The 23,681-nt window shown below is 72.4% G+C and carries 24 protein-coding genes, 1 pseudogene and 1 riboswitch; of the genes and pseudogenes, 12 read left to right on the forward strand and 13 right to left on the reverse strand.

Annotated features, from left to right (window positions below):
- Both ACFYWM_RS41510 and ACFYWM_RS41515 read left to right on the forward strand, forming a co-directional pair.
- Positions 1-492 (forward strand): annotated as a pseudogene (locus ACFYWM_RS41510) (penicillin-binding protein); the annotation flags it as partial.
- A 425-nt stretch (positions 493-917) separates the two neighbouring features.
- Complete coding sequence (locus ACFYWM_RS41515; RefSeq protein WP_389926341.1) at positions 918-2,468, forward strand: ricin-type beta-trefoil lectin domain protein; 1,551 nt, start codon at positions 918-920, stop codon at positions 2,466-2,468.
- 64 nt (positions 2,469-2,532) lie between these two features.
- Here the strand turns inward: ACFYWM_RS41515 and ACFYWM_RS41520 are convergent, their stop codons facing one another.
- The 5 genes from ACFYWM_RS41520 to ACFYWM_RS41540 form a co-directional block, all read right to left on the reverse strand.
- The gene (locus ACFYWM_RS41520; protein WP_389926344.1) at positions 2,533-2,943 is read right to left on the reverse strand and encodes a VOC family protein; all 411 of its coding nucleotides are present in this window, start codon (positions 2,941-2,943) and stop codon (positions 2,533-2,535) included.
- Between the two features lie 10 nt (positions 2,944-2,953).
- Positions 2,954-3,394 carry a helix-turn-helix transcriptional regulator gene (locus ACFYWM_RS41525; RefSeq protein ID WP_389926347.1) on the reverse strand — a complete coding sequence of 147 codons (441 nt, stop codon included), beginning with the start codon at positions 3,392-3,394 and terminating at the stop codon, positions 2,954-2,956.
- 117 nt (positions 3,395-3,511) lie between these two features.
- Positions 3,512-4,330 (reverse strand): ABC transporter ATP-binding protein, encoded by an 819-nt coding sequence (locus ACFYWM_RS41530; RefSeq protein WP_389926350.1) that lies wholly within the window; start codon positions 4,328-4,330, stop codon positions 3,512-3,514.
- Positions 4,327-5,490, reverse strand: coding sequence for a FecCD family ABC transporter permease (locus ACFYWM_RS41535; RefSeq protein WP_389926352.1), 1,164 nt, complete (start codon positions 5,488-5,490; stop codon positions 4,327-4,329). Before ACFYWM_RS41535 ends, ACFYWM_RS41530 begins: the two co-directional genes overlap by 4 nt.
- Positions 5,491-5,504: 14 nt before the next feature.
- Positions 5,505-6,509 (reverse strand): ABC transporter substrate-binding protein, encoded by a 1,005-nt coding sequence (locus ACFYWM_RS41540; RefSeq protein ID WP_389926355.1) that lies wholly within the window; start codon positions 6,507-6,509, stop codon positions 5,505-5,507.
- Positions 6,510-6,696: 187 nt separating this feature from the next.
- A riboswitch (cobalamin riboswitch) is annotated at positions 6,697-6,896 on the reverse strand.
- Here ACFYWM_RS41540 and ACFYWM_RS41545 point away from each other — a divergent pair.
- From ACFYWM_RS41545 to ACFYWM_RS41570, 6 genes are all read left to right on the forward strand, one after another.
- On the forward strand, positions 6,883-7,086 hold the full coding sequence (locus ACFYWM_RS41545) for a hypothetical protein (RefSeq protein ID WP_389926358.1): 204 nt from the start codon (positions 6,883-6,885) through the stop codon (positions 7,084-7,086). (Overlaps the previous riboswitch by 14 nt.)
- 13 nt (positions 7,087-7,099) lie before the next feature.
- Positions 7,100-8,653 carry an ABC transporter substrate-binding protein gene (locus ACFYWM_RS41550; RefSeq protein ID WP_389926361.1) on the forward strand — a complete coding sequence of 518 codons (1,554 nt, stop codon included), beginning with the start codon at positions 7,100-7,102 and terminating at the stop codon, positions 8,651-8,653.
- Positions 8,650-9,630, forward strand: coding sequence for an ABC transporter permease (locus tag ACFYWM_RS41555; protein WP_389926364.1), 981 nt, complete (start codon positions 8,650-8,652; stop codon positions 9,628-9,630). Before ACFYWM_RS41550 ends, ACFYWM_RS41555 begins: the two co-directional genes overlap by 4 nt.
- 78 nt (positions 9,631-9,708) lie before the next feature.
- Positions 9,709-10,521, forward strand: a complete 813-nt coding sequence (locus ACFYWM_RS41560) for an ABC transporter permease (protein ID WP_389926366.1) — start codon at positions 9,709-9,711, stop codon at positions 10,519-10,521.
- Positions 10,518-11,456 (forward strand): ABC transporter ATP-binding protein, encoded by a 939-nt coding sequence (locus tag ACFYWM_RS41565; RefSeq protein ID WP_389926369.1) that lies wholly within the window; start codon positions 10,518-10,520, stop codon positions 11,454-11,456. The genes ACFYWM_RS41560 and ACFYWM_RS41565 overlap by 4 nt, the downstream gene beginning before the upstream one ends.
- A complete protein-coding gene (locus ACFYWM_RS41570; RefSeq protein WP_389926372.1) occupies positions 11,449-12,090 on the forward strand; it encodes an ABC transporter ATP-binding protein in 642 nt (213 codons plus the stop codon). The genes ACFYWM_RS41565 and ACFYWM_RS41570 overlap by 8 nt, the downstream gene beginning before the upstream one ends.
- A 200-nt stretch (positions 12,091-12,290) precedes the next feature.
- On the opposite strand, the gene ACFYWM_RS41575 is transcribed toward ACFYWM_RS41570, so the two are convergent.
- Positions 12,291-13,091: an SDR family NAD(P)-dependent oxidoreductase gene (locus ACFYWM_RS41575; RefSeq protein ID WP_389926374.1), complete on the reverse strand. Its 801-nt coding sequence runs from the start codon at positions 13,089-13,091 to the stop codon at positions 12,291-12,293.
- Between the two features lie 90 nt (positions 13,092-13,181).
- Here ACFYWM_RS41575 and ACFYWM_RS41580 point away from each other — a divergent pair, with 90 nt between their 5' ends.
- The gene (locus tag ACFYWM_RS41580; RefSeq protein WP_389926376.1) at positions 13,182-13,832 is read left to right on the forward strand and encodes a TetR family transcriptional regulator; all 651 of its coding nucleotides are present in this window, start codon (positions 13,182-13,184) and stop codon (positions 13,830-13,832) included.
- Positions 13,833-13,991: 159 nt separating this feature from the next.
- Entirely contained in the window at positions 13,992-14,669 is a 678-nt protein-coding gene (locus tag ACFYWM_RS41585; RefSeq protein ID WP_389926378.1) for a hypothetical protein, read from the forward strand.
- Here ACFYWM_RS41585 and ACFYWM_RS41590 read toward each other — a convergent pair whose 3' ends face one another.
- Entirely contained in the window at positions 14,670-15,371 is a 702-nt protein-coding gene (locus tag ACFYWM_RS41590; RefSeq protein WP_389926381.1) for a TetR/AcrR family transcriptional regulator, read from the reverse strand. It abuts the gene before it with no gap.
- 89 nt (positions 15,372-15,460) lie between these two features.
- The gene (locus ACFYWM_RS41595) at positions 15,461-16,747 is read right to left on the reverse strand and encodes a cytochrome P450 (RefSeq protein WP_389926383.1); all 1,287 of its coding nucleotides are present in this window, start codon (positions 16,745-16,747) and stop codon (positions 15,461-15,463) included.
- 277 nt (positions 16,748-17,024) lie between these two features.
- Here ACFYWM_RS41595 and ACFYWM_RS41600 point away from each other — a divergent pair, with 277 nt between their 5' ends.
- Together ACFYWM_RS41600 and ACFYWM_RS41605 are read left to right on the forward strand one after the other, a co-directional pair.
- Positions 17,025-17,615: a TetR/AcrR family transcriptional regulator gene (locus tag ACFYWM_RS41600; RefSeq protein ID WP_389926386.1), complete on the forward strand. Its 591-nt coding sequence runs from the start codon at positions 17,025-17,027 to the stop codon at positions 17,613-17,615.
- A 54-nt stretch (positions 17,616-17,669) separates the two neighbouring features.
- Positions 17,670-18,314 (forward strand): dihydrofolate reductase family protein, encoded by a 645-nt coding sequence (locus ACFYWM_RS41605; protein ID WP_389926390.1) that lies wholly within the window; start codon positions 17,670-17,672, stop codon positions 18,312-18,314.
- Positions 18,315-18,461: 147 nt separating this feature from the next.
- Here ACFYWM_RS41605 and ACFYWM_RS41610 read toward each other — a convergent pair whose 3' ends face one another.
- The 5 genes from ACFYWM_RS41610 to ACFYWM_RS41630 all read right to left on the reverse strand — a co-directional run bounded on the left by ACFYWM_RS41610 (position 18,462) and on the right by ACFYWM_RS41630 (position 23,614).
- Complete coding sequence (locus tag ACFYWM_RS41610; RefSeq protein WP_389926393.1) at positions 18,462-19,319, reverse strand: SGNH/GDSL hydrolase family protein; 858 nt, start codon at positions 19,317-19,319, stop codon at positions 18,462-18,464.
- 377 nt (positions 19,320-19,696) lie between these two features.
- A complete protein-coding gene (locus ACFYWM_RS41615; RefSeq protein WP_389926396.1) occupies positions 19,697-20,470 on the reverse strand; it encodes an ABC transporter ATP-binding protein in 774 nt (257 codons plus the stop codon).
- Positions 20,467-21,522, reverse strand: a complete 1,056-nt coding sequence (locus ACFYWM_RS41620) for a FecCD family ABC transporter permease (RefSeq protein WP_389926399.1) — start codon at positions 21,520-21,522, stop codon at positions 20,467-20,469. The genes ACFYWM_RS41615 and ACFYWM_RS41620 overlap by 4 nt, the downstream gene beginning before the upstream one ends.
- Positions 21,523-21,538: 16 nt before the next feature.
- Positions 21,539-22,564: a FecCD family ABC transporter permease gene (locus tag ACFYWM_RS41625; protein WP_389926402.1), complete on the reverse strand. Its 1,026-nt coding sequence runs from the start codon at positions 22,562-22,564 to the stop codon at positions 21,539-21,541.
- Positions 22,565-22,573: 9 nt separating this feature from the next.
- Entirely contained in the window at positions 22,574-23,614 is a 1,041-nt protein-coding gene (locus ACFYWM_RS41630; RefSeq protein WP_389926405.1) for an ABC transporter substrate-binding protein, read from the reverse strand.
- Positions 23,615-23,681 lie beyond the last annotated feature (67 nt).

Genomic DNA, 23,681 nt, shown 5'->3' on the forward strand with positions numbered 1-23,681 from the left:
GACCCCGAGGTCGCCGACGCGGCCGCCGACGTGCTGTCGGGGGTGTTCACCAAGGGCACGATGCGATCCGTCGGCGGCATCGGCCGCGACGCGGCCGGCAAGACCGGCACCACCGACGACTACGCGGCGGCTTGGTTCGCCGGGTTCACCCCGGACCTGGCCGGCGCGGTCAGCATCGGCGACCCCCGCGGCGCGCGGGATTACAAGCTGACCGGCGTCACGATCGGCGGCCGCCACTACGGCTCGGTGGCCGGGGCCACCCTTCCCGGGCCGGTCTGGAAGGACACGATGATCGGCGCGCTGAAGGGCGTGCCGCCGAGGCCGTTCGCGCCCATCGATCCGGCCCGGTTCGGGGGGTGCTCCCAGGACTGCCGGCCCGCGCCGCCCCCGTCGGAGGACGACGAGGAGGACGGGGACTCCATCGAGCTCAACGACCCCGACGACATCGAGCTCAACAGCCCCGACGGCGGCGGTGGCGGCCTGTTCGGCTAGTCCTGCGATGACACCGGGGATCGCGGCCGGCCGACACGCGTTCTGGCGACGTCCCGCGCGGGCTTCTCCTGAGTGCCGACACGCGTTCTGGCGACGTTCGGCGCGAGCTTCTCCCGAGCGCCGGGAAGCTCGTCGCCGCGCTCGGTCGCCCGGCGTCTGGACCCCGGCCGCGCTCGGTCGCCCGGCGTCCGGACCGCTTGGCCGGGTTCTGTCCCAGAGCGCGGCCGGGGAGTACTCGACACGCGGCGGGGCTCCGGCATGTGCGGCGTCGACCTGCCCGGCGGGAACAGGATCGGAACTTCTCTGATCGCATCCGGTCAAGTTCAGTCATCGACCGTATTGACTTCGAGTCGCGTAAATGTAAAGTTTCTTTCGAGAGAGCGCTCTCACGCCTCGTCCACCCCCCAGCCACCCAAGGACCAGCCGTGAGATTCACCGTGCTGACCAGCGTGGCGGTGCTCGCCGCCGCGCTTCTCGTCCCCTCCGCGACCGCACAGGCCGCCGCTGCCCCCGATCCCGGCCCCGATCCGTCCAAGGCGGCCACGGCCGAGCAGGCGATGCGGCGAGACCTCGGCCTGACCCCCACGCAGGCCCGCGTCCGCCAGGCCCACGAGGCCGGGGCGGCCGTCGTGGAGCGGCGGCTTCGCGCCCGTCTCGCCGACCGCTTCGCCGGAGCGTGGTTCACCCCCGACGAGGGGCGCCTGAGCGTCGGCGTCCTGAACGGGCAGGACGCTGACCTCGTCCGGGCGGCGGGCGCGCTGCCGGTGCCCGTACCCCGCAGCGAGAAGCAGCTCACCGCCACGAAGGCCGCGCTCGACCGCGCCGCCAACGCCAACGCCGACGCCGACGCCGCCGACGCGGCCGGCTCCGCGGACAAGGGCGTTCACAGCTGGTACGTGGACGTCGGCGCGAACACCGTGGTGGTGTCGGCGGCCGACCGCGCCGCCGCCGAACGGTTCGTCAGGGCGAGCTCTGTCGACCTCTCCGAGGTGCGGATCTCCGTCGGTGAGGCGCCCCGGCCCCTGTACGACATCCGAGGCGGCGACCAGTACGTCATCAACGGCAACACGCTCTGCTCGGTGGGCTTCTCGGTCGACAACGGCGGGTTCGTCACGGCCGGGCACTGCGGCGGCACCGGCAGCCCCACCCTCGGCTACAACAACGTCAGCCAGGGCACCTTCGCCGGGTCGTCGTTCCCGGGCAACGACTACGCCTGGGTCCGCACGAACGGGAACTGGACGCCCCGCCCGTGGGTCAACAACTACGGCGGTGGCAACGTCGCCGTGGCGGGCTCCCAGGAGGCCGTGGTCGGCGCCTCCATCTGCCGGTCCGGGCGCACCACCGGCTGGCGCTGCGGCGTCGTCCAGGCCAAGAACGTGACCGTCAACTACTCCGGCTCGCTGGTCCACGGGCTCACCCAGACCTCCGCCTGCGCCCAGCCCGGCGACTCGGGCGGCGCGTACATCTCCGGCGACCAGGCCCAGGGCGTCACCTCCGGCGGCTCCGGCAACTGCTCGACCGGCGGCAACACCTTCCACCAGCCGGTCAACGAGATCCTCGGCGCGTACGGCCTGACCCTGACCACCACCGGAGGGGGCGGCGGCGGCCGGCTCATCGGCTGGCAGGACAGGTGCATCGACGTGCCCAACAGCAACGGCGCCGACGGGCAGCGCCTGCAACTGTGGGACTGCAACGGCACCGCCGCGCAGAACTGGACGTGGCCCGGCGACGGCACCGTCCGCGCCCTCGGCCTCTGCATGGACGTGGCGTGGGGCTCCACCGCCAACGGCGCCGCCATCCAGCTCGCCACCTGCAGCGGCAACCCGGCGCAGCAGTTCGTCCTCAGCGGCGCCGGTGACCTGGTCAACCCGCAGGCCAACAAGTGCGTGGACGTCACCGGCTTCGGCGGCGGGGGCACGCCGCTGCAGCTGTGGGAGTGCAACGGCGGCGCCAACCAGAAGTGGCGGCGAGGCTGACCCGCCCCTTCCCGGTCCCGGCGCCGGGACGTTCTCCGCGCTCAGCGGGTCCGGGCGCCGGGCGTCACCCCTTGGTCTCCTGCTGGATCCGCACCATGTTGCCCGACGGGTCGCGGAAGGCGCAGTCGCGCGGCCCCCAGGGCTGGTCGATGGGCTCCTGCAGCACCTCGGCGCCCGACGCCCGTACCCGCTCGAAGGTCGCGTCGACGTCGTCGGTGCTGAAGACGCTCGTGGACAGGACGCCCTTGGTGAGCAGTTCCTGCATGGCGTCGCCGTCGGCCTGTGAACGGCCCGCGTGCGGCTCGGACAGCACGATCTCCAGGACCGGCTGGGTCGGGCTGCCGAGGGTGACCCAGCGGAACTCGCCGGAGGCGACGTCGTTGCGCACCTCGAGGCCGAGGGCGTCACGGTAGAAGGCGAGCGACTCGTCCAGGTCGTTGACGGTGATGTGGGCGTAGCGGAGTGCGATGTTCATGTCGTCAACGTTAGGCGGCGGTGGTGCGGCCCGCTTCTCGGATCCTGCTCGGCGGGTTTCTCGTCGGGCGGGTCCGCACCTTCGCCACGCAGGCGGGCATCGCCGCCACGGCGTGGTGCTCCCGGCCGCGGTACGCGCTCGGCGTCTCCCCGACGATCTCGGTGAACCGCGAGCTGAACGAGCCGAGCGACGTACAGCCGACCGCCATGCACGCGTCGGTCACGCTCATCCCCCCGCGCAGCAGCGCCATCGCCCGCTCGATCCGGCGGGTCATCAGATAGCTGTACGGCGTCTCGCCGTAGGCCGCCCGGAAGCGTCGCGAGAAGTGCGCCGGGGACATGAGCGCGCGGCGGGCCATCGTCGGCACGTCGAGCGGCCGGGCGTACTCCCGGTCGATCAGATCCCGCGCCCGGCGTAGGTGCGCGAGATTGGCGAGATCTTCCGGGCTCATGGGACGACTCTACCACCCACCTGCCCAAACCAAGATCACGGACGGGTCCGGTGAGCCGGTGAGAGCCGGAACGCTCTCACGGTGTTCCGGTACGGGAGGCGGGAGGCGGGGGTCAGGTCAGCGGGGCCCCCTCTCGCCGTTCCACGCCCCGGTGAGCAGGGTCACCTGCGGGACGCCGGTGTCCGGGCGCGCGGTCACCTCGGCCTCGACGCGGTAGACCTCGGCGAGCAGCGCCGGGGTCAGCACCTCCCCGGGCGTGCCCAGGGCGACCACCGCGCCGGAGCCCATCACGCAGATGCGGTCGCAGAAGGCCGCGGCCAGGTTGAGGTCGTGCAGCGCGATGATCGCGGTGACGCCCAGGGAGCGGACGAGACGGAGCGCGTCGAGCTGGTGGCGCGGGTCGAGGTGGTTGGTCGGCTCGTCCAGCACCATCGTCCCGCAGCGCTGGGCGAGCGCGCGGGCGATGAGGACCCGCTGCTTCTCCCCGCCCGACAGGCGGTCGAACGGCGCGTACGCCAGGGAGGCGACCTCCAGCTGCTCCAGCGCGTCCACGATGACGGCCCGGTCACCGGCGTCGTCGCCGTCGAACGCCCGCTTGTGCGGGGTACGGCCCATCGCCACCACGTCGTACACGCTGAGCTCGAAGTCTCCCGCGCTCTCCTGGAGCACGGCGGCGAGCCTGCGCGCCACCTGCCTGCCGGGCAGCCGCCACACGTCGTCGCCGTCCAGCAGCACCCGCCCCGACGTGGGACGCAGCGTCCGGTAGAACGTGCGCAGCAGGGTCGACTTGCCCGCGCCGTTGGGGCCGGCGAGCCCCATCACCTCGCCCGGCGCCACGTCCAGGCTGACCCGGCGAACCAGGGACCTGCCGCCGGCGACCACGGACACGTCCTCGGCGGACAGCGCCCCCGCCTCCGTGAATCCCTTCGCTCTCATCGAGCCCTCCGTCGCATGAGCCACAGGAAGAACGGGCCGCCGACCAGGGCGGTCAGGATCCCGACCGGGATCTCCTCGGGGCTGATGAGCGTGCGGGCGGCCAGATCCGCGACGATCAGGAACGCGGCGCCGAGCAGCGCGGCCGCGGGCAGCGCGCGCCGGTGGTCGGCGCCCAGGAGCAGCCGCACCACGTGCGGCATGATCAGCCCGACGAACCCGATCGAGCCGCTCACCGCGACGATCGTGCCGATCATCATCGCGACGAGGACGAACAGCGCGGCCCGGAACCGGTGCACGTCGAGCCCGAGGGACGCGGCGGCCTCCTCACCGGCCAGCAGCAGGTTGAGCGGGCGCGAGACGCCGAGCAGGACCGCCGTCCCGGCCAGGACGGCGGCGGCGGGAATCCACACCGTCGTCCAGGTGGTGCCGGCCAGCCCGCCGAGCATCCAGCGCAGCGCCGACTGTGTCTTGTGCGGGTCGTTGGACGTCACGATCAGGAAGCTCGCCACCGCCGAGAGCACCTCGGCCGTCGCCACGCCCGCCAGCACCAGCCGTACCGTCGTCATCCGCCCGCCCGACCTGGCCAGGAAGTAGACCGCGACCAGCGCGGCCAGGGCCCCGCAGAACGCCGCCAGCGGCAGGGAGAAGACCCCGAACAGGGTCACGTCGAACACCACGACGGCCACCGCGCCGACGCTCGCCCCCGAGGACACCCCCAGGAGCATCGGGTCGGCCAGCGGGTTGCGGACCAGCGCCTGCAGCGCCATGCCGCACACCGACAGGCCGGCTCCGACCACCCCGCACAGCAGCACCCGGGGCAGCCGCACGTCCATCACGATCGTCTCGCGGACCGCCGTCCAGGTCTGCCCGGCCAGGGCCGGGTGGATCCGGTGCAGCAGGATTCCCCAGACCTGGCCGGCCGGCAGGCCGATCGAGCCGACGGCCACCCCGAGGGTCACCGTCGCCGCGGCCAGCAGGGCGAGCAGGGCGAGGGTGAGCGGCAGGGGAGGGCCGGGGCGACGGCGCGGGACGGCACCGAAGGCCGGTTCCGTCCCTTTTATCCCGGTTGTCCCGGCTGTCCCGGTCGCTTCCGCCGCCCCGGCGGTCCGGGCGGCCTCGGTCGCGCCGGTCGCCTTGGTCGCGTCGGTCGCGTCAGTCATGTCAGTCGCGTCGGTCATTTGAAGCGGCCGGGGTGGATCTGGCGGGCCAGGGACTCCACCCCGGACGGCGCCCGGACGCCGAGCACCGTCGACGACAGGGGGAGCACCGCGAACCGCCTGTTCCTGATCGCGGGTACGTCCTTGAGTGCCGGGTTGGCGAGCAGGAACCTCTCCTTCTCCGCCGCGGACCGGTCGCCGTAGTCGTAGATGACGATCACCTCGGGGGCGCGCTCGGCCACCTGCTCGAACGACACGTCCCCCCACGCCTTGGCCACGTCGGCGAACAGGTTCACCCCACCGGCCCGCTTGATGATCTCGTTGCCGACGCCCGCGCCGCCCGCGGTGAACGCGGTCTTGTCGCCGCTGTCGTAGACGAACAGCTTGACCGGGGTCGCTCCCGCGAGCTTCTCCCCGACGGCGTCCAGGGTCGCGTGGAACCTCCGCACCTGCTCCTCGGCCCGGTCCGGCACGCCGAAGATCTTGGCGACGGTACGGACCTCCTCGTCCACCATGGCCATGGTCACCGGCCCGGACGGGCACTCCTCGACGTTCAGGTGCGAGTCGATCCCGGCCCCGGTCAGGGCGGCCCGGCCGCGTCCCTCCTTGTCGTCGAAGGCGCTGGAGAAACCCGCGTAGACGAAGTCGGGCTCGGCCGCCAGCAGTGCCTCGTAGGACGGGTACTCCTTGGACAGCACCTCGATCCGGTCATAGGCGGCCCGGTACTCCGGCAGGATCCGGTCGTCGAGGTAGCCCGTGCCGATCATGGACTTCTCCAGCCCGAGCGCCAGCATGACCTCGGTCGCGTGCTGGTTCAGCGACACCGCGCGCCCGGGTGGCCGTTCGTAGGTGGTGCTCACGCCGCAGTTGGCCACCGTGACCGGGAAGCCCGCCACGGCGGAGGCCGCCGGAGCGGCGGAGGTGCCGGCGCCTGTCCCGACGGCGGCCGTACCGCAGCCGGAGACCAGGGCGGCCGAGGCGAGCGCGAGCAGCAGGGACAGCGAGCGTCTGCCCGTCGTCATGTATGGGTCCTCTCACAAAGGGGCCGACGAGTCGTCGGCGGGAACCGGTGTCACACCGGAACGCGTCGTGAGGGGCGGTGAGGGAGTTCGGGCGTGTTCGGGTGCCGTGCGAGACAACAGCACCGGGCCGATCGGTCCCATGGGCATAACCGGCACGCCGTCCTCTCCGGGGAGATCCGCCCCAGTTCCATCGAGGAGGCGACCGCGTGAGTCTCCTGGCTCTCGGGTCGAGGCTCGTCCCGGCCTTCCCACCCGTCCTCCGGGCAGTGGCTTGTTCGGGATTCGCTCGCCGATCACAGTGGCGGGACCGCGCCGGATTCACACCGGCTTCCTCGTTCCGCGCTCGCCTTTTCGCTCGTCATCATTACACAGGATGCGACAAATCACCCGACCGGCCCTCGGGCCCGTCACCGTGTTCGCCGTCATCGTGTTCGCCGTCACCACGTTCACCGTCACCACGTTCACCGTCACCACGTTCGCCGTCACCACGTTCGCCGTCCCGCGTGACGCGGGCCCCCATCCCGGTAGGGCGGCGCGGGAAGGGCCACCCGGACTATTGCAAGGTATTTGCAAGTGATAGAAGTTCCCATGTGACTCAGCTTCTCCAGAAGTACGCCACGCTGTGCGCCGCCCTCGCCCTCGCGGTCACGGCCTGCTCCGCGCCCCGGGGCCCGGCCACCGCGCCGGACGACACGTTCGTCATCGGCCTGAGCTCGGAGTTCGACAACCTGAGCCCGGTGCTCGGGTTCTCCCCCGACGGCGGTTCGCTGATCTTCGACGGGCTGATGAGCCGGGCCCCCGACCTGACGCTCAGGCCCGCGCTCGCCGCCGACGAGCCCGTCGTAGCCGAGGACGGGAAGAGCGTCACCTTCACCCTGAGGGAAGGGCTGAAGTTCCACGACGGCAAACCGCTGACCAGCCAGGACGTGGAGTACACCTACGAGGCGCTGCTCGATCCCGCCAACAACTCCACGATCAGGAGCGACTACTCGGCGATCGAGGACGTGGCGGCTCCCGACGCGCGGACCGTGGTGTTCAGGCTCAAGCACCCCTACGCGCCGCTGGTGCAGCGCACCACACTCGGCATCGTGCCCAAGGGCACGCTGGAGAAGACCAGGCCGGTCGGCAGCGGCCCCTACCGGTTCGTCTCCTGGACACCCGGCGACAAGATCGTGCTGGAGGCCGACAAGGAGTACTGGGGCGGCGCCCCGGCGATTCCCAGGCTGGTGCTCGCCTTCGCGCCCGACGACAACGTGCGCGCGACCCGGATCCGGGCGGGCGACTTCGACGCCACCGTGCTCCCGCCGAAGGCCGCCACCGGCCTGCGGGGACAGGCGGGCCTGACCGTGTACGACGTGCCGAGCGCCGACTACCGCGCGGTCATGTTCCCGATGACTCAGCCGGTGACCGGCGACCGGGCCGTGCGCAGGGCGTTCAGCCTGGCCCTGGACCGGCAGGCGATGGCCGACACGATCCTCGCCGGCGCGGGCACCCCCGCCTACGGGCCGATCTCGCCCGACACCGGATGGCACAACCCCGAGGTGACCGGCGGCGCCGCCGACCCCGTGGCGGCCGGAAAGCTGCTCGACGAGGCGGGCTGGATCCCGGGTGAGGACGGCATCAGGGAGAAGGACGGGAAGAAGGCTCAGTTCACCCTGATGTATCCGGCGGGCGACTCGCTGCGCAAGGAACTCGCCCTCGCCGCCGCCTCCGACGCCAAGAGGATCGGGCTGCTGGTCGAGCCGGCGGGCCTGGACTGGGACGCCATCGAGGCGCGGCTGGGCGAGGACGCGGCGGTCATGGGGTTCGGCAGCCCGTACGACCCCGACTACGTCAACTACGAGCTGTTCCACTCCGACTTCAAGGGCCAGGGCTTCCTCAACCCGGGCCGTTACGACAACCCCGAGGTCGACAGGCTGCTGGAGCAGGGCAGGGCCGCGGGCGACAAGGCGGAGCGCGAACGGGCCTACACCGGCTTCCAGAAGATCGTCAGGGACGACGAGGTCTTCTCGTACCTGGTCTTCCTCAAGCACGTGTACGTGGTCCGCGGCAGGTACGAGGGCATCGTGCCGGGCGTGGACGCGCACGAGCACGCCACCGGGGGCCTGTTCGCCGGCATCCACACCTGGAAGCCGGTCGCGTGAGGGCGGTACTGAAGATGGTCGCCTGGCGGGCGGCCTTCGCCGTACCACTGCTGGTGATCGTCACGATCGGCATGTTCGCGCTGGCCCAGGCGTCCCCGTTCGATCCGGTCAGGCAGTACCTCGGCGAGCGCGCGCTGGTCACCTCGCCGGAGGTGGCCGAGTCGATCAGGCAGAACTGGGGCCTGGACCGGCCGGTCGTCGAGCAGTTCGCCACCTGGTTCGGCAACCTGGCCAGTGGCGAGCTGGGCGAGTCGCGCTCCCTGCACCGGCCGGTCGCCGAGGTCATCGGCGAGCGGCTCGGCTGGACGCTGCTGGCCACCGGGTCGGCGCTGGTGCTGATGCTCGCCGGCAGCCTGGTGGTGGGAACCGTCGCCGCCTGGCGGCGTGACTCCTGGCTGGACCGGGTGATCACCGGTGGCGCGTTCGCCAACGAGGCCGCCCCGGTGTTCTGGCTGGGACTGCTCGCCGTCTGGGTCTTCGCGGTCCAACTGGGCTGGCTGCCCGCGGGCGGCCTGACCGACCCGGCGTCGACCACGGTCGAACCCCTCGACGTGGCGCGGCACATGATCCTGCCGGTCACGGTGCTCGCCGTCTCCCAGTCGTCGTGGCTGGTGCTCTACGTGCGCGAGTCGGTCATCGGGGTGCTGCGGGAGGACTTCGTGATCGGCGCCCGGGCCCGCGGCCTGCGCGAGCGGACCGTGGTCGTACGGCACGCGCTGCGGTCGGCGCTGCTGCCCTTCCTCACCCTGCTCGGCGCCCGCATCCCGGAACTGGTCACCGGCGCGATCCTGGTCGAGACGGTCTTCTCCTGGCCGGGGGTCGCCGCGGCCTCCGTACAGGCGGCGCTGGCCATGGACTTCCCGCTGCTGGCGGCGCTCACGCTGCTGGGTACGGCGGCGGTGCTGGCCGGCAACCTGCTGGCCGACATCGCCTACACCGTCGCCGACCCGCGGGTGCGAACGCTGGGGGTGGGCTGAATGCCGTTTCGACGATCGCGAACGCCAAGGGTGGGCCGGATGCCGTTTCGACGACCGCTGACGCGGGAGGTGGGCTGAATGCCGGTGAGACTCGCGGCCGGCACCCTGGTGGTGCTGGCACTGGCAGTGCTCCTGGTGCCGCCCTTCGTGCAGCTTGACCAGAGCCTGGTGGACCTGCGCTCGGCCGGGCAGCCCCCCTCCTTCTCCCACCTCCTCGGCACCGACGAGGTCGGGCGGGACGTGCTGATCAGGTCGATCTACGGCCTGCGCGTCTCCTTCCTCGTCGGGCTGGTGGCCGCGCTGGTCAGCATGGTGATCGGCGGGCTCATGGGCCTGGCGGCGGGCAGCCTGGGGGGAGCGGCCGACCGCGTCCTCATGCGGGTGGTGGACGGGTTCAACGCCCTGCCGCACCTGCTGTTCGGCATCTTCATCGTCGCGCTGTTCGCGCCGAGCGCCGCCGCGGTGGTGGTCTCGGTGGGCGTGACGCACTGGACGACGGCGGCGCGGATCGTCCGCTCCGAGGTGCTCTCGCTGCGCTCGCGCCCGTTCGTGGAGGCGGCGATCTCCGGAGGGGCGAGCAGAACACGCGTCATCCGCCGCCACCTGCTGCCGCACCTCCTTCCCCACCTGGTGCTGGCGACGGTGCTGATGGTGCCGCACGCGATCTGGCACGAGACCGCGCTGAGCTTCCTCGGCCTGGGACTCCCGCCGCACCTGGCCTCGCTCGGCAACATGATCAATGACGGGCAGCGGTCGCTGCTCACCGGGGACTGGTGGTCGAGCCTGCTGCCGGGCCTGTTCATCCTCGTACCCACGCTGGCGGTGTCGGTGCTGGCCCAGCGCTGGCGCGACCGCCACACCCCCCGCTGGAGATCGGAGCTGGAACTGTGACCGACCAGGGACGGCTACGGGTCCGGGACCTGAACGTCGGCTTCCGCGTCCCCGGCGCGACGGTGCGGGCGGTGAACGACGCGAGTTTCGAGGTACGCCAGGGCAGGTGCCTGGCCCTGGTGGGGGAGTCCGGCTGCGGCAAGTCGGTGCTCGCGCACGCGCTGCTCGGACTGCTGCCCGCCAACGCCTCCGTCTCCGGCCAGGCTTGGCTGGAACACGGGGGAGGGGAGCCGGTGGAGCTGGTCGGCGCCTCGCAGGCCGTACTGGCCGGGCGGGTGCGCGGGCGCGCGATCGGGCTCATCCCGCAGAGCCCGGCCACCCACCTCACACCGGTGCGCACCGCGCGGGCGCAACTCCAGGAGGTCATCCGCGAGCTCGGCTCGCCCGCCACCGCCGACGACCTGGCGGCACGCTACGGCCTGCGCCCGCACGAGCTGGACCGCTACCCGCACGAGCTGTCGGGTGGCATGGCCCAGCGGGTGGCGAACGCGATCGCGCTGGCGGGCGACCCGTGGCTGGTGCTGGCCGACGAGCCGACCAGCGGGCTGGACCGTCCGCTGGTGGACCGGGCGATGGCGACGCTGCGCGAGCTGTGCGACGAGGGGCGCGCCGTACTGCTGATCACGCACGACCTGCGCGCCGCCGAGCAGGTCGCCGACGACCTCGCGGTCATGTACGCCGGCCGCCTGGTCGAGTCCGGGCCGGCGGCCGAGGTGCTCGGGCGCCCCCGCCATCCGTACACCGCGGGCCTGGTGGCCGCCCAGCCGGACCGGGAGTTCGTCCCCATCCCCGGGATGCCGCCCGAGCTGACCCGGTTGCCCCGGGGATGCGCGTTCCGGCCACGCTGCGGCCGCCACACCGAGCGGTGCGCCACATCCCCGCCGGTGGACGGCGGCGTGGCCTGCCATCACCCCTTGGAGGACAGGCATGCTTGAGGCGACCGGCGTCACCGTCAGGTACGGGGCGCACATCGCCCTGGAGGCGGCGTCCCTGACGGTCAGGCCCGGCGAGGTGACCGGCCTGGCCGGGCCGAGCGGGTGCGGGAAGTCGACGCTGGCCAGGGTCATGGCGATGATGCTGCGCCCGGCGTCGGGCACCCTCGCCGTGGACGGCACGCCCGTGACGCGCTGGCGGCAGCGCGCGGCGCGCGACCTGCGTACCCGGGTGGCCCTGATCTACCAGCAGCCCAGGCTCGCGGTGGACCCGCGTCTCACGCTCGCCGAGGTGATCGGCGAGCCGCTGGCCGCGAACGGGCGGCCCGACGCGAGCCGCGTCGCCGAGCTGGCCGATGAGACGGGGCTCACCGGTGAGCTGCTCACCCGGTGGCCGCACGAGGTCTCCGACGGGCAGTTGCAGCGGGCCTGCGTGGCCAGGGCGCTCACCCTGGAACCCCGCTACCTGATCTGCGACGAGATGACCACCATGCTGGACGCCTCCACCCAGGCGCACCTGGTCGGCGTGGTGAACACCTACCGGAAGCGCACCGGGGCGGGGGTGCTGGCGATCAGCCACGACCAGGTCCTGCTGGACCGCTGGGCCGACGGGGTCGTCGGCTTCCCGATCGGGTGATCCCCGTGGTGCCGCGTCCCGGGGGTGGGGTGCGGGGGCGGGTCCAGGGGATGGCCGTCCGCCGGCGGGGACGCGCTTCTCGCGCGGGCGACCGGCCGGTCCGGCCGCTTCCGTGCCGCTTTTCCGCGAAGCCCCCTTTCCGCGAAGCCTCCTTTCCGTGAAGCCGCTTTCCCACGAAGCCGCCTTTCCACGAAGGGCGGTCAGTGGACGCCGCGGACGGTGCCGCCGTCCACTCGCAGGGTGGTGCCGGTGACGTAGTCGGCGAGCGGGCCGCTGAGGTAGAGGACCGCGGCGGCGATCTCCTCGGGACGGCCCAGCCGGCCGACGTCGTTGGGCACCAGTTCCGCGATCGCGTTGCGTTCGATCTCCTGCCACGTCTCGCCCCAGCCGCGGGCCGGGGCGAGGTCGGTGAGGAAGTGCTGGACGCTGTCGACCAGGATGGCGCCGGGGGCGACGGCGTTGGAGGTCACCCCGGTGTCCTTCAGCTCGCGGGCCAGCGAGACCGTGAGGTTGTGGCGGGCGGCGAGGGTGGCGTTGTAGTGGGGGAGGTCGGCGCCCGGCTGCAGGCCGAGCCCGCCGCCGATCTGGATGACGCGGCCCCAGCCGCGCTCGTGCATGCGGGGGACCAGGCGCCGGATCATGCGGACGCCGGAGACGACGTTGAGCTCGTAGGTCTGGAGCCAGTCCTCGGCGGTGGCGTCCTTCCATCCCCGGTGGGGGTAGGCGCCGGCGTTGTTGACGAGGATGTCGATCGGGCCCGCGGCCAGCGCGGCCTCGGCCGTGGCGTCGGCTCCGGTGTCGGTGGTCAGGTCGCCGATGGCGACGTGGGCGCTGCCGCCGGCCGCCCGGACGGCGGAGACGACGGCCTCGGTGCGGTCGCGGTCGCGGCCGTGGACGACGACGTCGGCGCCCTCGGCGGCCAGGGCCCTGGCGACGGCTTCGCCGAGGCCGGAGCTGGAGCCGGTGACCAGCGCGCGCCTACCTGTCAGCTGGAGATCCATTTCATCCTCACATCGTGGTCGGGGTGCCGGCACAGGCCGGCCCCGCTATGTCTACATCCGTAGACTTGCTTTGAGTATACGCTTGTAGACATGAGTGACGACACAGGGTCCGGTACCTCCACGAGCCGTCCGAGGTCAGGAGACCACGCTCCGGGCGGGCGACGCCGCGACGCCGCCGCCACCCGGCAGGCCATCCTGGACGCGGCGGTCGCCGCCTTCACCCGGTTCGGCTACGACGGGGTGGGGGTCCGCGACATCGCCCAGGGCGCGGGCGTGACCGCGATGCTCATCAACCGCTACTTCGGCTCGAAGGAACGGCTGTTCGCGGAGGCGGTCGACGTGGCCTTCGCGCCGCGTACGGTGATCGCGGGCACCGGCGCGGAGCTGGCCGGTGAGACCGCGCGCGCGTTGGTGGCGCGGACGGCGCCGGAGGCGGAGGAGCTCGGGCCGTTCCTGCTCGTGCTCAGGTCGGCGGCGAACCCCAGGGCCGCGCAGATCATGCGCGAGGCGATCGGCAGGCACGCCGGACGCCACCTCAACGAGGAACTGTCCGGGAACGGAGGCGGGGACGGGGATGAAGGCGGGGACAGGGATGGGGTCGAGGTCCGGGCGGAGCTGATGCTCGCCGTCCAGGCGGGGGTGTGGCTCATGCGCAGCGTCCTGGGCACGACGGCGCTCGCCGAGGCGGAGCCGGAGGAGCTCGCCGGGCGGATCCGGTCGCTCTTCCAGGTGCTGGTGTGAGCCCTGCCAAAAATCTACATTGTAAAGACATCGGGCGGTATCAAAATCACCGACAGGCGGAAGGACAAAACCCCCACGAAGGGGGTGACGGGACACATGGACGTAGATCGTCGGAAGCGATAGCGTCAACCCCGTAACCATGGCGACGGGAGCTGCTGGATGTCATCGAAAACGGCCAGGTCACCGCGTGTCGTGGCCAAGCCGGCCGCTCGTTCGGCCGGCCGGACGCGTTACCTCCTGACCGTTCTCGTCGCCGTCGCGATAGCCGGGCCGCTGGGCTACTTCCTCGCTCTCCCCGACGCCTCCCAGGTCGCCATCGCCGACATGCGGGCGGCGGAGACGAAGCGGGACGTCCAGCAGATCGGTGAGCTGACGTCCACCGCGCGGACGACCGCCGGTGAGCTGAACGGGGTGCTGGCCGGGCTCGCCGAGGTGCTTCCCCGCGACGGGAAGCCCGGCACGCGGACGGCGGAGCAGGCGGAGGTCGACGGGTGGAAGCGCGTCCTGCGGCAGGCCGTCGACAGGCACGCGGACACTCCCTCCGGGACGACCGCGACCAACGTGGCCCGCGCGGGGCTTCGCGGCGCGGTGGACGCCATGGCGATCGCGGTCGACGCGTACGCGGCCGGCCGGGGACTTCCCGAGGACCTGCGGAAGCCCTTCCTCGACCTGGCGGCCCGCCAGCGGTCCGCCGCCGTCGCGACATGGTCCGTCGCGGCGACGCAGCTCGACCAGATCAACGTCGACGCCGGCAACGGCCACCAGCACGCCTACCTGACGAGCACCCCGGAGGACGGGGGCATGTCCGCGGACACCGTTCCGGAGGGCAGCCACTAGCTAGGACGGCTCCTCCGGGGCCGGGCCGCCCCTCGCGACGCTGGGGCGGTCGAGGCCCGTGGCGAGCTCGGCGATGACCTCGTCGACCTGCCGGCTCAGCATGGCGGTGGGCGGCGTCTCCTCCAGGCCCGGCACCAGCCACTGGTCCAGGACGACGCGGAGCGCCGCCAGCGCGGCGGCCGCGCACAGCGCGGGGTAGACGGGGTCCGGGGGCCGGTTCGTCGTCACCAGGCCGACGCGTTCGGCGATCGCCCCGGCGAGCGCCTTCTCCTGGGCGGCGAGCACGGCGAGCTGCTGGGGCACCAGCGACGGGGCCTTGCGGATCAGCCGCAGTGCCTCGATGTGGTCGCGGGTGGCGTCGCCCTGGTCCATGATGACGAGCACCGCCTCGCGGAACGCCCGCAGCACCGACTCCGCCCGCGGGCGTGCCCGGAACTCGGCGATGAGCGCCTCGGCCGCCGCCGCCGACGAGGCGAGCACGGCCTCCTCCTTGCTGGAGAAGTAGTTGAAGAAGGTGCGCAGCGCGATGTCGGCCTCTTCGGCGATCTGCTCGACGGTGACGTTCTCCACGCCGTGGCGGATGGACAGGCGAAGGGCCGCCTCGCGCAGCGCGGCCCGGGTGGCCTGCTTCTTGCGCTCGCGGCGTCCGGCCGCCGGCGCCGCGGAGCGGGCACCCTCGCCGACCGGCGCTGGGCTGACCATCCCGACCTCCTCACGCCCCGTGACCGGTCCCATTATGGGCTCCCCGGCGGGCCGGTCGCTCCGGGGCGGCCCGCCGGGTCGGGGGCGGGTCAGGACCAGGTCACCGGCAGCGAGTGCACGCCGAAGATGAGCATCTCGTTGCGGACCGGGACCTCCTCGGCGGGTACGGCCAGGCGCAGGCCGGGCAGGCGGGTGACCAGCTCGCCGAGGCCGACCTTCATCTCGACGCGGGCCAGCTGCTGGCCCAGGCACTGGTGGACGCCGTGGCCGAAGGCCAGGTGCGGGGCGCGGGGACGCTTCAGGTCGAGGCGGTCGGGGTCGGGCCAGTGCTGCGCGTCCCGGTTGACCTCGGGCGTGGCGATGACGACGGTCGCGCCGGCGGGGATGTCCACGCCGCCGAGGGTGACGGGCTCGGTAGTGACCCGGCTGACGCCGAGCTGGATGATGCTCAGGAAGCGCAGCAGTTCCTCGACCGTGTTGTCGATCAAGGTGGGGTCGGCGCGCAGCGCGGCGAGCTGGTCGGGGTGCTCCAGCAGCGCGAAGGTGCCCAGGCCGAGCATGTTGGCGGTGGTCTCGTGGCCCGCCCCGAGCAGGACGAGGGCGACGTCGACGAGCTGGGCGTCGGTCAGCGGCGGGTTCGCGTCGTGGACCAGCCCGGACAGCAGGTCGTCGGCGGGGTCGGCGCGCTTGGCGGCCACCAGCCGCTGCATGAACGCGTACAGCTCGGCGCCGGCCCGGGCCCGCTCGTCGGCGCTGCTGGTGGAGTCCAGTGCGACGGCCGTGCGCTCCTGGAACTCGCCCCGGTCGGCGTAGTCGACGCCGAGCAGCTCGCAGATGACCAGCGAGGGCAGCGGCAGCGCGAACGCCGGCACGAGGTCGGCCTCGGTGCCCGCCGCCTTCATCGCCTCGATGTGCTCGACCGCGATCTCGGTGACCCGCGACTCCAGCTCGCGCATCCGCCGGACGGTGAACTGGCCGGTCAGCAGCCGCCGCAGCCGGGTGTGCTCCGGCGGGTCCATGAAGACGAAGAACCCGTCCTCTCGGGTCTCCAGGCTCGGCGGCTCGGGCGCCTTGCCCTCCAGCTCGGCCACCTCGTGCGGCTGCAGCGAGGTGGCGTCGCGGTGGCGCATCTTGTCGGCGCTGAAGCGCGGGTCGGCCAGCACGGTGCGGGCCTCCTCGAAGCCGGTCACCAGCCAGGCCCGTGCCCCGTTGAGCAGCGGCAGCGGCTGGACCGCCTCCTGGCCGCGCCGCTGCCGGAGGCCGGGCGGCGGGTCGAACGGGCACCGGCCGCGCTCCACCATGTCGGGGGGCAGGATCCGGCGCATCGCGGTGGGGCTCGCGCTCGGGGACTCCTCGGCCAGGTTGTCGTCGTTCATCGGCACATCCTGTTCTCGGGCGGGCCGCCGGACCTTGGGGTCGTCGGGCCGTTCGCGGTGAAGGGGCAGTCCAGGCGTCAAACGTACACGACGCGCATCAATGCGTGTTGTGCACATTTACATCGGGACGGTTCCCGCGGCCGGTTGTGGCGCTCCCGCGGGCTGGGGGAGCGGTGCTCGTTCTCGTCGAAGGGTCCGGCATTCAAACCACTTCACTTGACGTACTTCAGGTGTAGTGCTCTACTTGGAGTGCTTCGGAACGAGGAAGGAGTAGGGGATGCGCCAGAATCCGGCACGGCGGGCCGCGCTGCTCGACGGCGCCATCGCGGTCCTCGCCCGCGAGGGCGCGCGCGGCCTGACCCAGCGCGCCGTCGACAAGGAGGCGGGGGTGCCCGTGGGCACCGCGTCCAACTACTTCCGCAACCGCGACGACCTGCTCGTCCAGGCCGGCGCCCGCGTCTACGAGCGGCTCAGGCCCGACGAGGACGTGCTCGCCGAGATGTTCGGCCGGGCGCGCGACGCCGCGTCGTACGGCGAGATGCTGCGCGGGAGCGTCGGCAGGATCGCCGCCTTCCGGGCCGGGCACCTGGCGCTGCTGGAGCTCCGGCTGGAGGCCACCAGAAGGCCGGAGCTGCGTACGCTGCTCACCGAGCGGGTCCGCGCCGACATCGACGAGAACGTCGCCCGGCACGAGGCCGCGGGCCTGCCCGGCGGCGCGACCGCCGTCCTGCTGATGTACCTGGCCATGAACTGGCTGATCGTCGAGCAGCTCACGCTGCCGGACGTCTTCACCGACGCCGAGCGTGAGGAGCTGGTCACGCGGGCGGTGGAGCGCATCGTCACCCCGTTCCCCGCCGTCACGGACTGACCCCCGGTGGTTCTCGGCCACCGCTCACCGCCACCGATCGACAAAGGATCTGTCTTGCGCAAGCTCGTTTACTTCGTCGCCTCCACGCTCGACGGTTTCGTCGCCGGCCCCGACGGCTCCGACCCCACCGGCCCGGGGGGCTTCTGGTCCCCGTCCCAGGACTACGTCAGCCACCTCGTCGAGGAGTACCCCGAGACCCTGCCGGGTCCGGCCCGGGCCGCGCTCGGTGTCACCGCCGAGGGCGTCCACTTCGACACCGTCCTCGAAGGCCGTAAAAGCTATGAGATCGGCCTCGCGGCCGGTGTGACCAACGCCTACCCCCACCTCAGGCACCTGGTCTTCTCCCGGACCCTGACCAAGAGCCCGGACCCCGGTGTCGAGCTCGTCGCCACCGACCCGGTGGCGGCGGTGCGTGAGCTGAAGCGCGAGGGCGGCAAGGACGGCAAGAAAGGCAAGGAAGGCAAGGACGTGTGGCTCGTCGGCGGCGGCGAGCTGGCGGGCACGCTCCACGGCGAGATCGACCGCCTGATCGTCAAGCTCAACCCGCTCACCGTCGGCACCGGCATCCCCCTCCTCGGGCGGAGCGCGGTCTTCGCGCCCACCGCCTGGGAGCTCGCCGGCCACACCGTCCTTGAGAGCGGGGTGGCCTTCCTCACCTACGACCGGCGCCCCGGCACCCCGCGATCCTCCGACGGGTAGCGGTGCGAGCGGGCGATCACCGGGACCGCGCGTGCGGACCGGCGCTCACCGGGACGCGCCGGCCGTGCCGAGAACCGTCGGCCCGCCTCCGGGACAGGGGCGGTGTCCTTTTCGGCGGGCCGGGGCGGCCGGCTGAAGGGTGGCCGGTCAGAGGGCGGGCACCGGCGGCGAGCCGGGCTGGCTGACCGGGTAGGTCACCTCGGCGAGGGCCCGCTGCCCGCTGGTGCTGGGATGGAAGTAGTCCCAGGTGCTGAGCTGCCCGAGGGTGAAGGAGTAGGAGAAGACGGCGCCGCCGTCGTACCTGCAGGTGCTGTACTCGGCGCAGACCCGCGCGAGCACGCCGTTGAAGTCGATGACCCGCTGCCTGACCCGGTCACGGCGCGCCTCGTCCTCGGCGGCGGTCGAGCGGGGGGAGGCCAGCATCGAGCGGCAGATGTCGAAGGCGGCCCAGGCCGTACGCGCCGAGGAGCTGTCCTTTCCGACGAACCACAGGCGCTTGAGGTCGGGGATGCTGGCGACGAACACCGACGCCTGCGGGATACCGGCCGCCAGCTCCTGCATCGCCGCCCGGAAGCGGCTCTCGAAGTCGGCCACCGACGTCATCGACGACTCCGAGGAGGCGCACGCGTCGTTGGCGCCCATGAGGATCGTCACGTAGTCGACGTTCCGGGAGGCCGCGGTCCTCGCCTGCCCGGCGAGGTCGGCGATCTTCGCGCCCGAGCGGGCGTCGTTGTAGGCGGTGAGATCGGGGTTCTGCGCCCTGATCCGGTTGCGGTGGCTGTCGACCGAGGTGCTCGACCCCGTCGACCACGACCGGCTGGTGCAGTCGGCGAACCAGCCGCAGGCGTTGAACCCGCGGGTGATCGAGTCGCCCAGCCCCGACATGGAGGCGGGTGGCGCGACGGTGTCCGAGGTCGCCGAGGTGGCGGGGGCCGCGGGGATCACGGCCCAGCCGAGGGCCGCGGCGAGGACGAGGGCGATGCGGAGGGCATGGCGTTTCGACAAGGGTCCTACCTCTGCCTGGGGGGTGTGTGCCGGATGTTGATCGTGCATCGCCCCGGGCCCGCCGTACATAGGGGAAACAGAAGACTTACGCCTTGGTCAATCCCGCAGTCAGAAACGCCCGCGCCGGTTCCCGCGGCGCGGGCGGCGGGGTGGGCTCGGTCTGGAGCCCGCACCGGCTTCCGGTGGTGCGGGCGGCGGGAAAAGAGGGAACGGGCCGGGCCCGGCCGCGCCGCCCGGTTCCACCCGGGAGCGGACCGGTCCCAGCGTCTTCGGTGGACCTTCGGGAGCGGCCCCGGCGTCTCCGGCGGGCCTCCGGAAGTGACCCCGGCGCCTTCGGCGGGCCTCCGGGAGCGGCCCCGGTGTCTTCGGCGGACCTCCTAGGCGGGGACCACGATGGGAGTCCCGGCGACCGGGTCGGAGACGATCAGGCAGGACAGGCCGAAGACCTTCTCGACCAGTTCGGCGGTGATCACCTCGCTCGGCGGGCCCTCGGCGACGATCGCGCCGCCGGCCATCGCGATGATGTGGTCGCAGAAGCGGCTGGCGAGGTTGAGGTCGTGCAGGACGGCGACGATGGTCTTGCCGGACTCGGTGTTGAGCCCGCGCAGCAGCCGTAGCAACTCCACCTGGTGGTTGATGTCCAGGAACGTGGTGGGCTCGTCGAGCAGCAGCAGGTCGGTGTCCTGGGCGAGCGCCATGGCGACCCAGACTCGCTGCCGCTGCCCGCCGGACAGGGCGCGCAGCGGCCGGTCGATCAGGTCGGCGGTGTCGGTCGCGGCGAGCGCCCGGGTCACCGCCTCGTGGTCGCGCTCGGTCCACCGGCGAAACCAGCCCTGGTGCGGGTAGCGGCCGCGGGAGACCAGGTCGGCGACCGTGATGCCGTCGGGCGCCACGGGGGTCTGCGGCAGCAGGCCGAGCACCTTGGCCACGTCGAGGGTGCTCAGCTCGGCGAGCGTCCTGTCGTCGAGATAGACGGTTCCCTCGCGTGGCTTGACGAGCCGGGCCAGGCCGCGCAGCAGCGTCGACTTGCCGCAGGCGTTGGCGCCGACGATCGCGGTGACCTTCCCGTCGAGTACGGAGACGTCGAGGCCGGTGATGACGGCTCGATCGTCGTAGCCCAGGGACAGGCCCTCGGCGCGAAGACGGCTCATCCGCCTGCTCCTTGTCGGTTCGTGGTGGCGAGCAGCCACAACAGGTACGGCGCGCCGACCGCGCCGGTGACCACGCCGGTGGGCAGCGCGACCGGCAGCAGGTGCACGGCGACCAGGTCGGCGGTGAGCAGGACCGTCGCGCCCACCAGGGCCGCGGCGATCACGCCGCCGGTGGCGGGGCCCAGCAGCCGGTTGGCGATCGGTCCCGCGACGAGCGCGACGAAGACGATGGGCCCGGCCGCCGCGACGGCCAGCGCGACCAGGACCACGGCGGTGGCCAGCAGGCCGGCGCGGGCGAGCTCGGTGGGCACGCCCAGCCCCCGCGCGGCGTCGTCGCCGAGTTCGAGCACGCGAAGCTGCCGCTGCAGCAGCATGGCCAGGGGCAGCAGGACGACCAGCGCGCCGAGCAGGAGCCGCAGCTCGGCATCGCTGGCCTGCCCGACCGAGCCGGTCAGCCAGTGCATCGCCTGGCGCGCCTCGAACAGCTGGGCGCGGGTCAGCGCGAACCCGGTGAGACCCTCGAAGAAGGCCGCCGCGCCGATGCCGAGCAGGATGAAGCGGTAGCCGCTCACCCCGTCGCGCCAGGCGAGCAGGTACATCAGCAGCGCGGACACGACGGCCCCCGCCAGCGCGAGCCCGGCTATCGCGATCCCGCTGACCTGCAAGAACACGATGCCGGTGACCGCGGCCAGGCTGGCGCCCGAGGAGATGCCCACGAAGTCGGGCGAGGCGAGGGGATTGCGGAGCAGGTGCTGGAAGATGGTCCCGGACGCGCCGAGGGCGAGCCCGACCGCGAGCGCGGTCGCGGCGGTGGGCAGCCGCAGGCCCAGGACGACGAAGTCCAGGCTCGGGTCGTCGGCGGTGCCCAGCAGCGACCCGATGACCTCGGCGGCGGAGAGGCGGAAGCTGCCCACCATCATGGTCACCACGAACAGGGTGGCGACGGCCGCGGCCAGCGCGGAGGTCACCAGCACGCTGCGGGCCGTACGGCCGCGCCGGGTGGCGCGGACGGCGTCGGAGACGGTCGTGAGGGTGTCATGGGTCGTTGTCATGTCCTCGGCCATGTCCTCACACCTCCGACAGACGGCCGTAGCGCACGATCACCACGAAGACCGGCGCGCCGAGCACCCCGAGGACCACGCCGACCTGCAGTTCCCCGGGGGCGGCCACGACCCGGCCGAGCACGTCGGCCAGCAGCAGCACGACCGGTGCCAGCAGCATCGAGTACGGCAGGATCCACCGGTGGTCCGGGCCGCAGAGCGTCCGCGCGAGGTGCGGCACCACCAGCCCGATGAAGACGATCGGCCCGCAGGCCGCGGTGGCCGCGCCGGCGAGCACCGCGACGACGCCGAAGGCGACGGCCCTGGTGAGGCCGACCCGCTGGCCGAGCCCCCGCGCGACGTCCTCGCCGAGCGCGAGCCCGTTGAGCGCCCTGCCCAGGAACAGCGCCGCGACCAGTCCGGCGAGCAGGAACGGCGCGACGCCCTCCAGGATCGGCGCGTACCGGCCGGCGAGCGACCCGACCTGCCAGAAGCGCAGCTCGTTCAGCGCCTCGACGTTGGTCATGACGATGCCGGTGGTGACGGAGCCGAGGCCGGCGGTGACCGCCGCGCCGGCCAGGGCCAGCTTGACGGGGGTGGCGCCCTCGCGGCCCAGGGAAGCGATCGCGTACCCCAGCAGGGTCGCGATGATCGCGCCCGCGAAGGCGAACCAGATGTAGGCGCTCACGCCCCGGATCCCCAGGACCGTGAACGCGAAGACGACGAGGACGGCCGCGCCGGAGTTGATCCCCATGATCCCGGCGTCGGCCAGCGGGTTGCGCGTGACGCCCTGCAGGATCGCGCCCGCCAGGCCCAGGGCCGCGCCCACCAGGACGCCCAGGAGCGTGCGCGGCACGCGCAGCTCCAGGGTCACCGTGCCGGCGATCGACTCGTCGGCGCCGAGGCCGCCCAGTGCCCGCAGGACGTCGGGCAGGCCGATGTCACGCGAGCCGAAGGTCACGCTGAGGAACGCCACCGCGGCGAGCAGGACGCAGAGCGCGACGAGCCCGAGTCCGAGGACCGGGGCTCGTCGTGGTGAAATCGTGCTGGACATCGAGAGGGATCAGTCGCCGAGGTTCTCGTCGGCGGCCTTGATCGCCTCGGTCAGCTTGTCCACCTCGGTGGCGAAGTCGCCGAACGTGTGCAGCCAGTACGCCGGCCAGGCCGCCACCGCGCCCGCCTTGGCCGCCTTGATCTTGAACCAGGTGGGCTGCTTCTTGCCCCACTCGGCGTTGGCCGTCAGCGTGAAGGACCGGCCGTCCCACAGGATCAGGTCGGGCTGGTACTTGTCGGCGTTCTCCCAGCTGAGGTTCTCCCAGTACGGGAAGCCCGGGTCGGGCTCGGCCGGGTTGATCACCTTCAGGCCCCAGCGCTGGAAGTCCAGCAGCTCGGGCGCGTACTCGGGGTTGGCGGCGTAGAGCCTGTCCTCGGCGGGCGACATGCCGAGGGCCGTCAGGCCGGGCTTCTCGGCGACCGCGGCCTTGAACTTCTCGACGGACTCCTCGAAGCGCTTCTTGTTCGCGGCGATCTCGGGGGCGTCGACCTTGGCGCCCAGGCTCTTGGCGAGGCTCTCGTAGCCCTCGGCCAGGTCCTCGATGGACTTGCCCTGGGAGACGCCCACCACGGGGGCGAGCTCGGCGAGCTTCTTGCTCTTCTCGTCGACGCCCTCCTCCATGCCGCTGTGCGCCTTCTCCGCCGGCCACCAGTCGGCGACGATCAGATCCGGCCGCAACCCGGCGGCCTTCTCCACGTCGATCTTCCCCCATTCCTGGCCGAGGAGCTCGATCCCGGAGAGGTCGAGGTCCTTGAGGTTGGGGTCGGTCTTGACCGACTCGTCGGCGTAGATGCCGACCGGCTTGATGCCGAACGACATCAGCGCGGCCGCCTCGCCGGAGTGGGCGATGATCCGGGTGGGGACCTTGTCGGCCTTGACCGTCTCGCCGGAGCCGTCGGTGAACGACCACGGGCCGGACGACGAGGGCTGGGCACCCGAGGAGGGCTGGGTGCCGGAGGAGTTCTGCGTGCCGGGGGAGTTCTGCGCACCGCAACCACTGAGCGCAAGGCTCAACGTCGCCACGACGAGAACCCGACGCAACGTGCGCATGCGGTGTTCCTATCTCACAAGAAAAAACTTCGCCCCAAAGTTAGGTTAGGCTACCCAAAATAGCAAC

It is taken from the genome of Streptosporangium sp. NPDC002721, assembly GCF_042888905.1.
In the GTDB taxonomy this organism is placed as follows: domain Bacteria; phylum Actinomycetota; class Actinomycetes; order Streptosporangiales; family Streptosporangiaceae; genus Streptosporangium.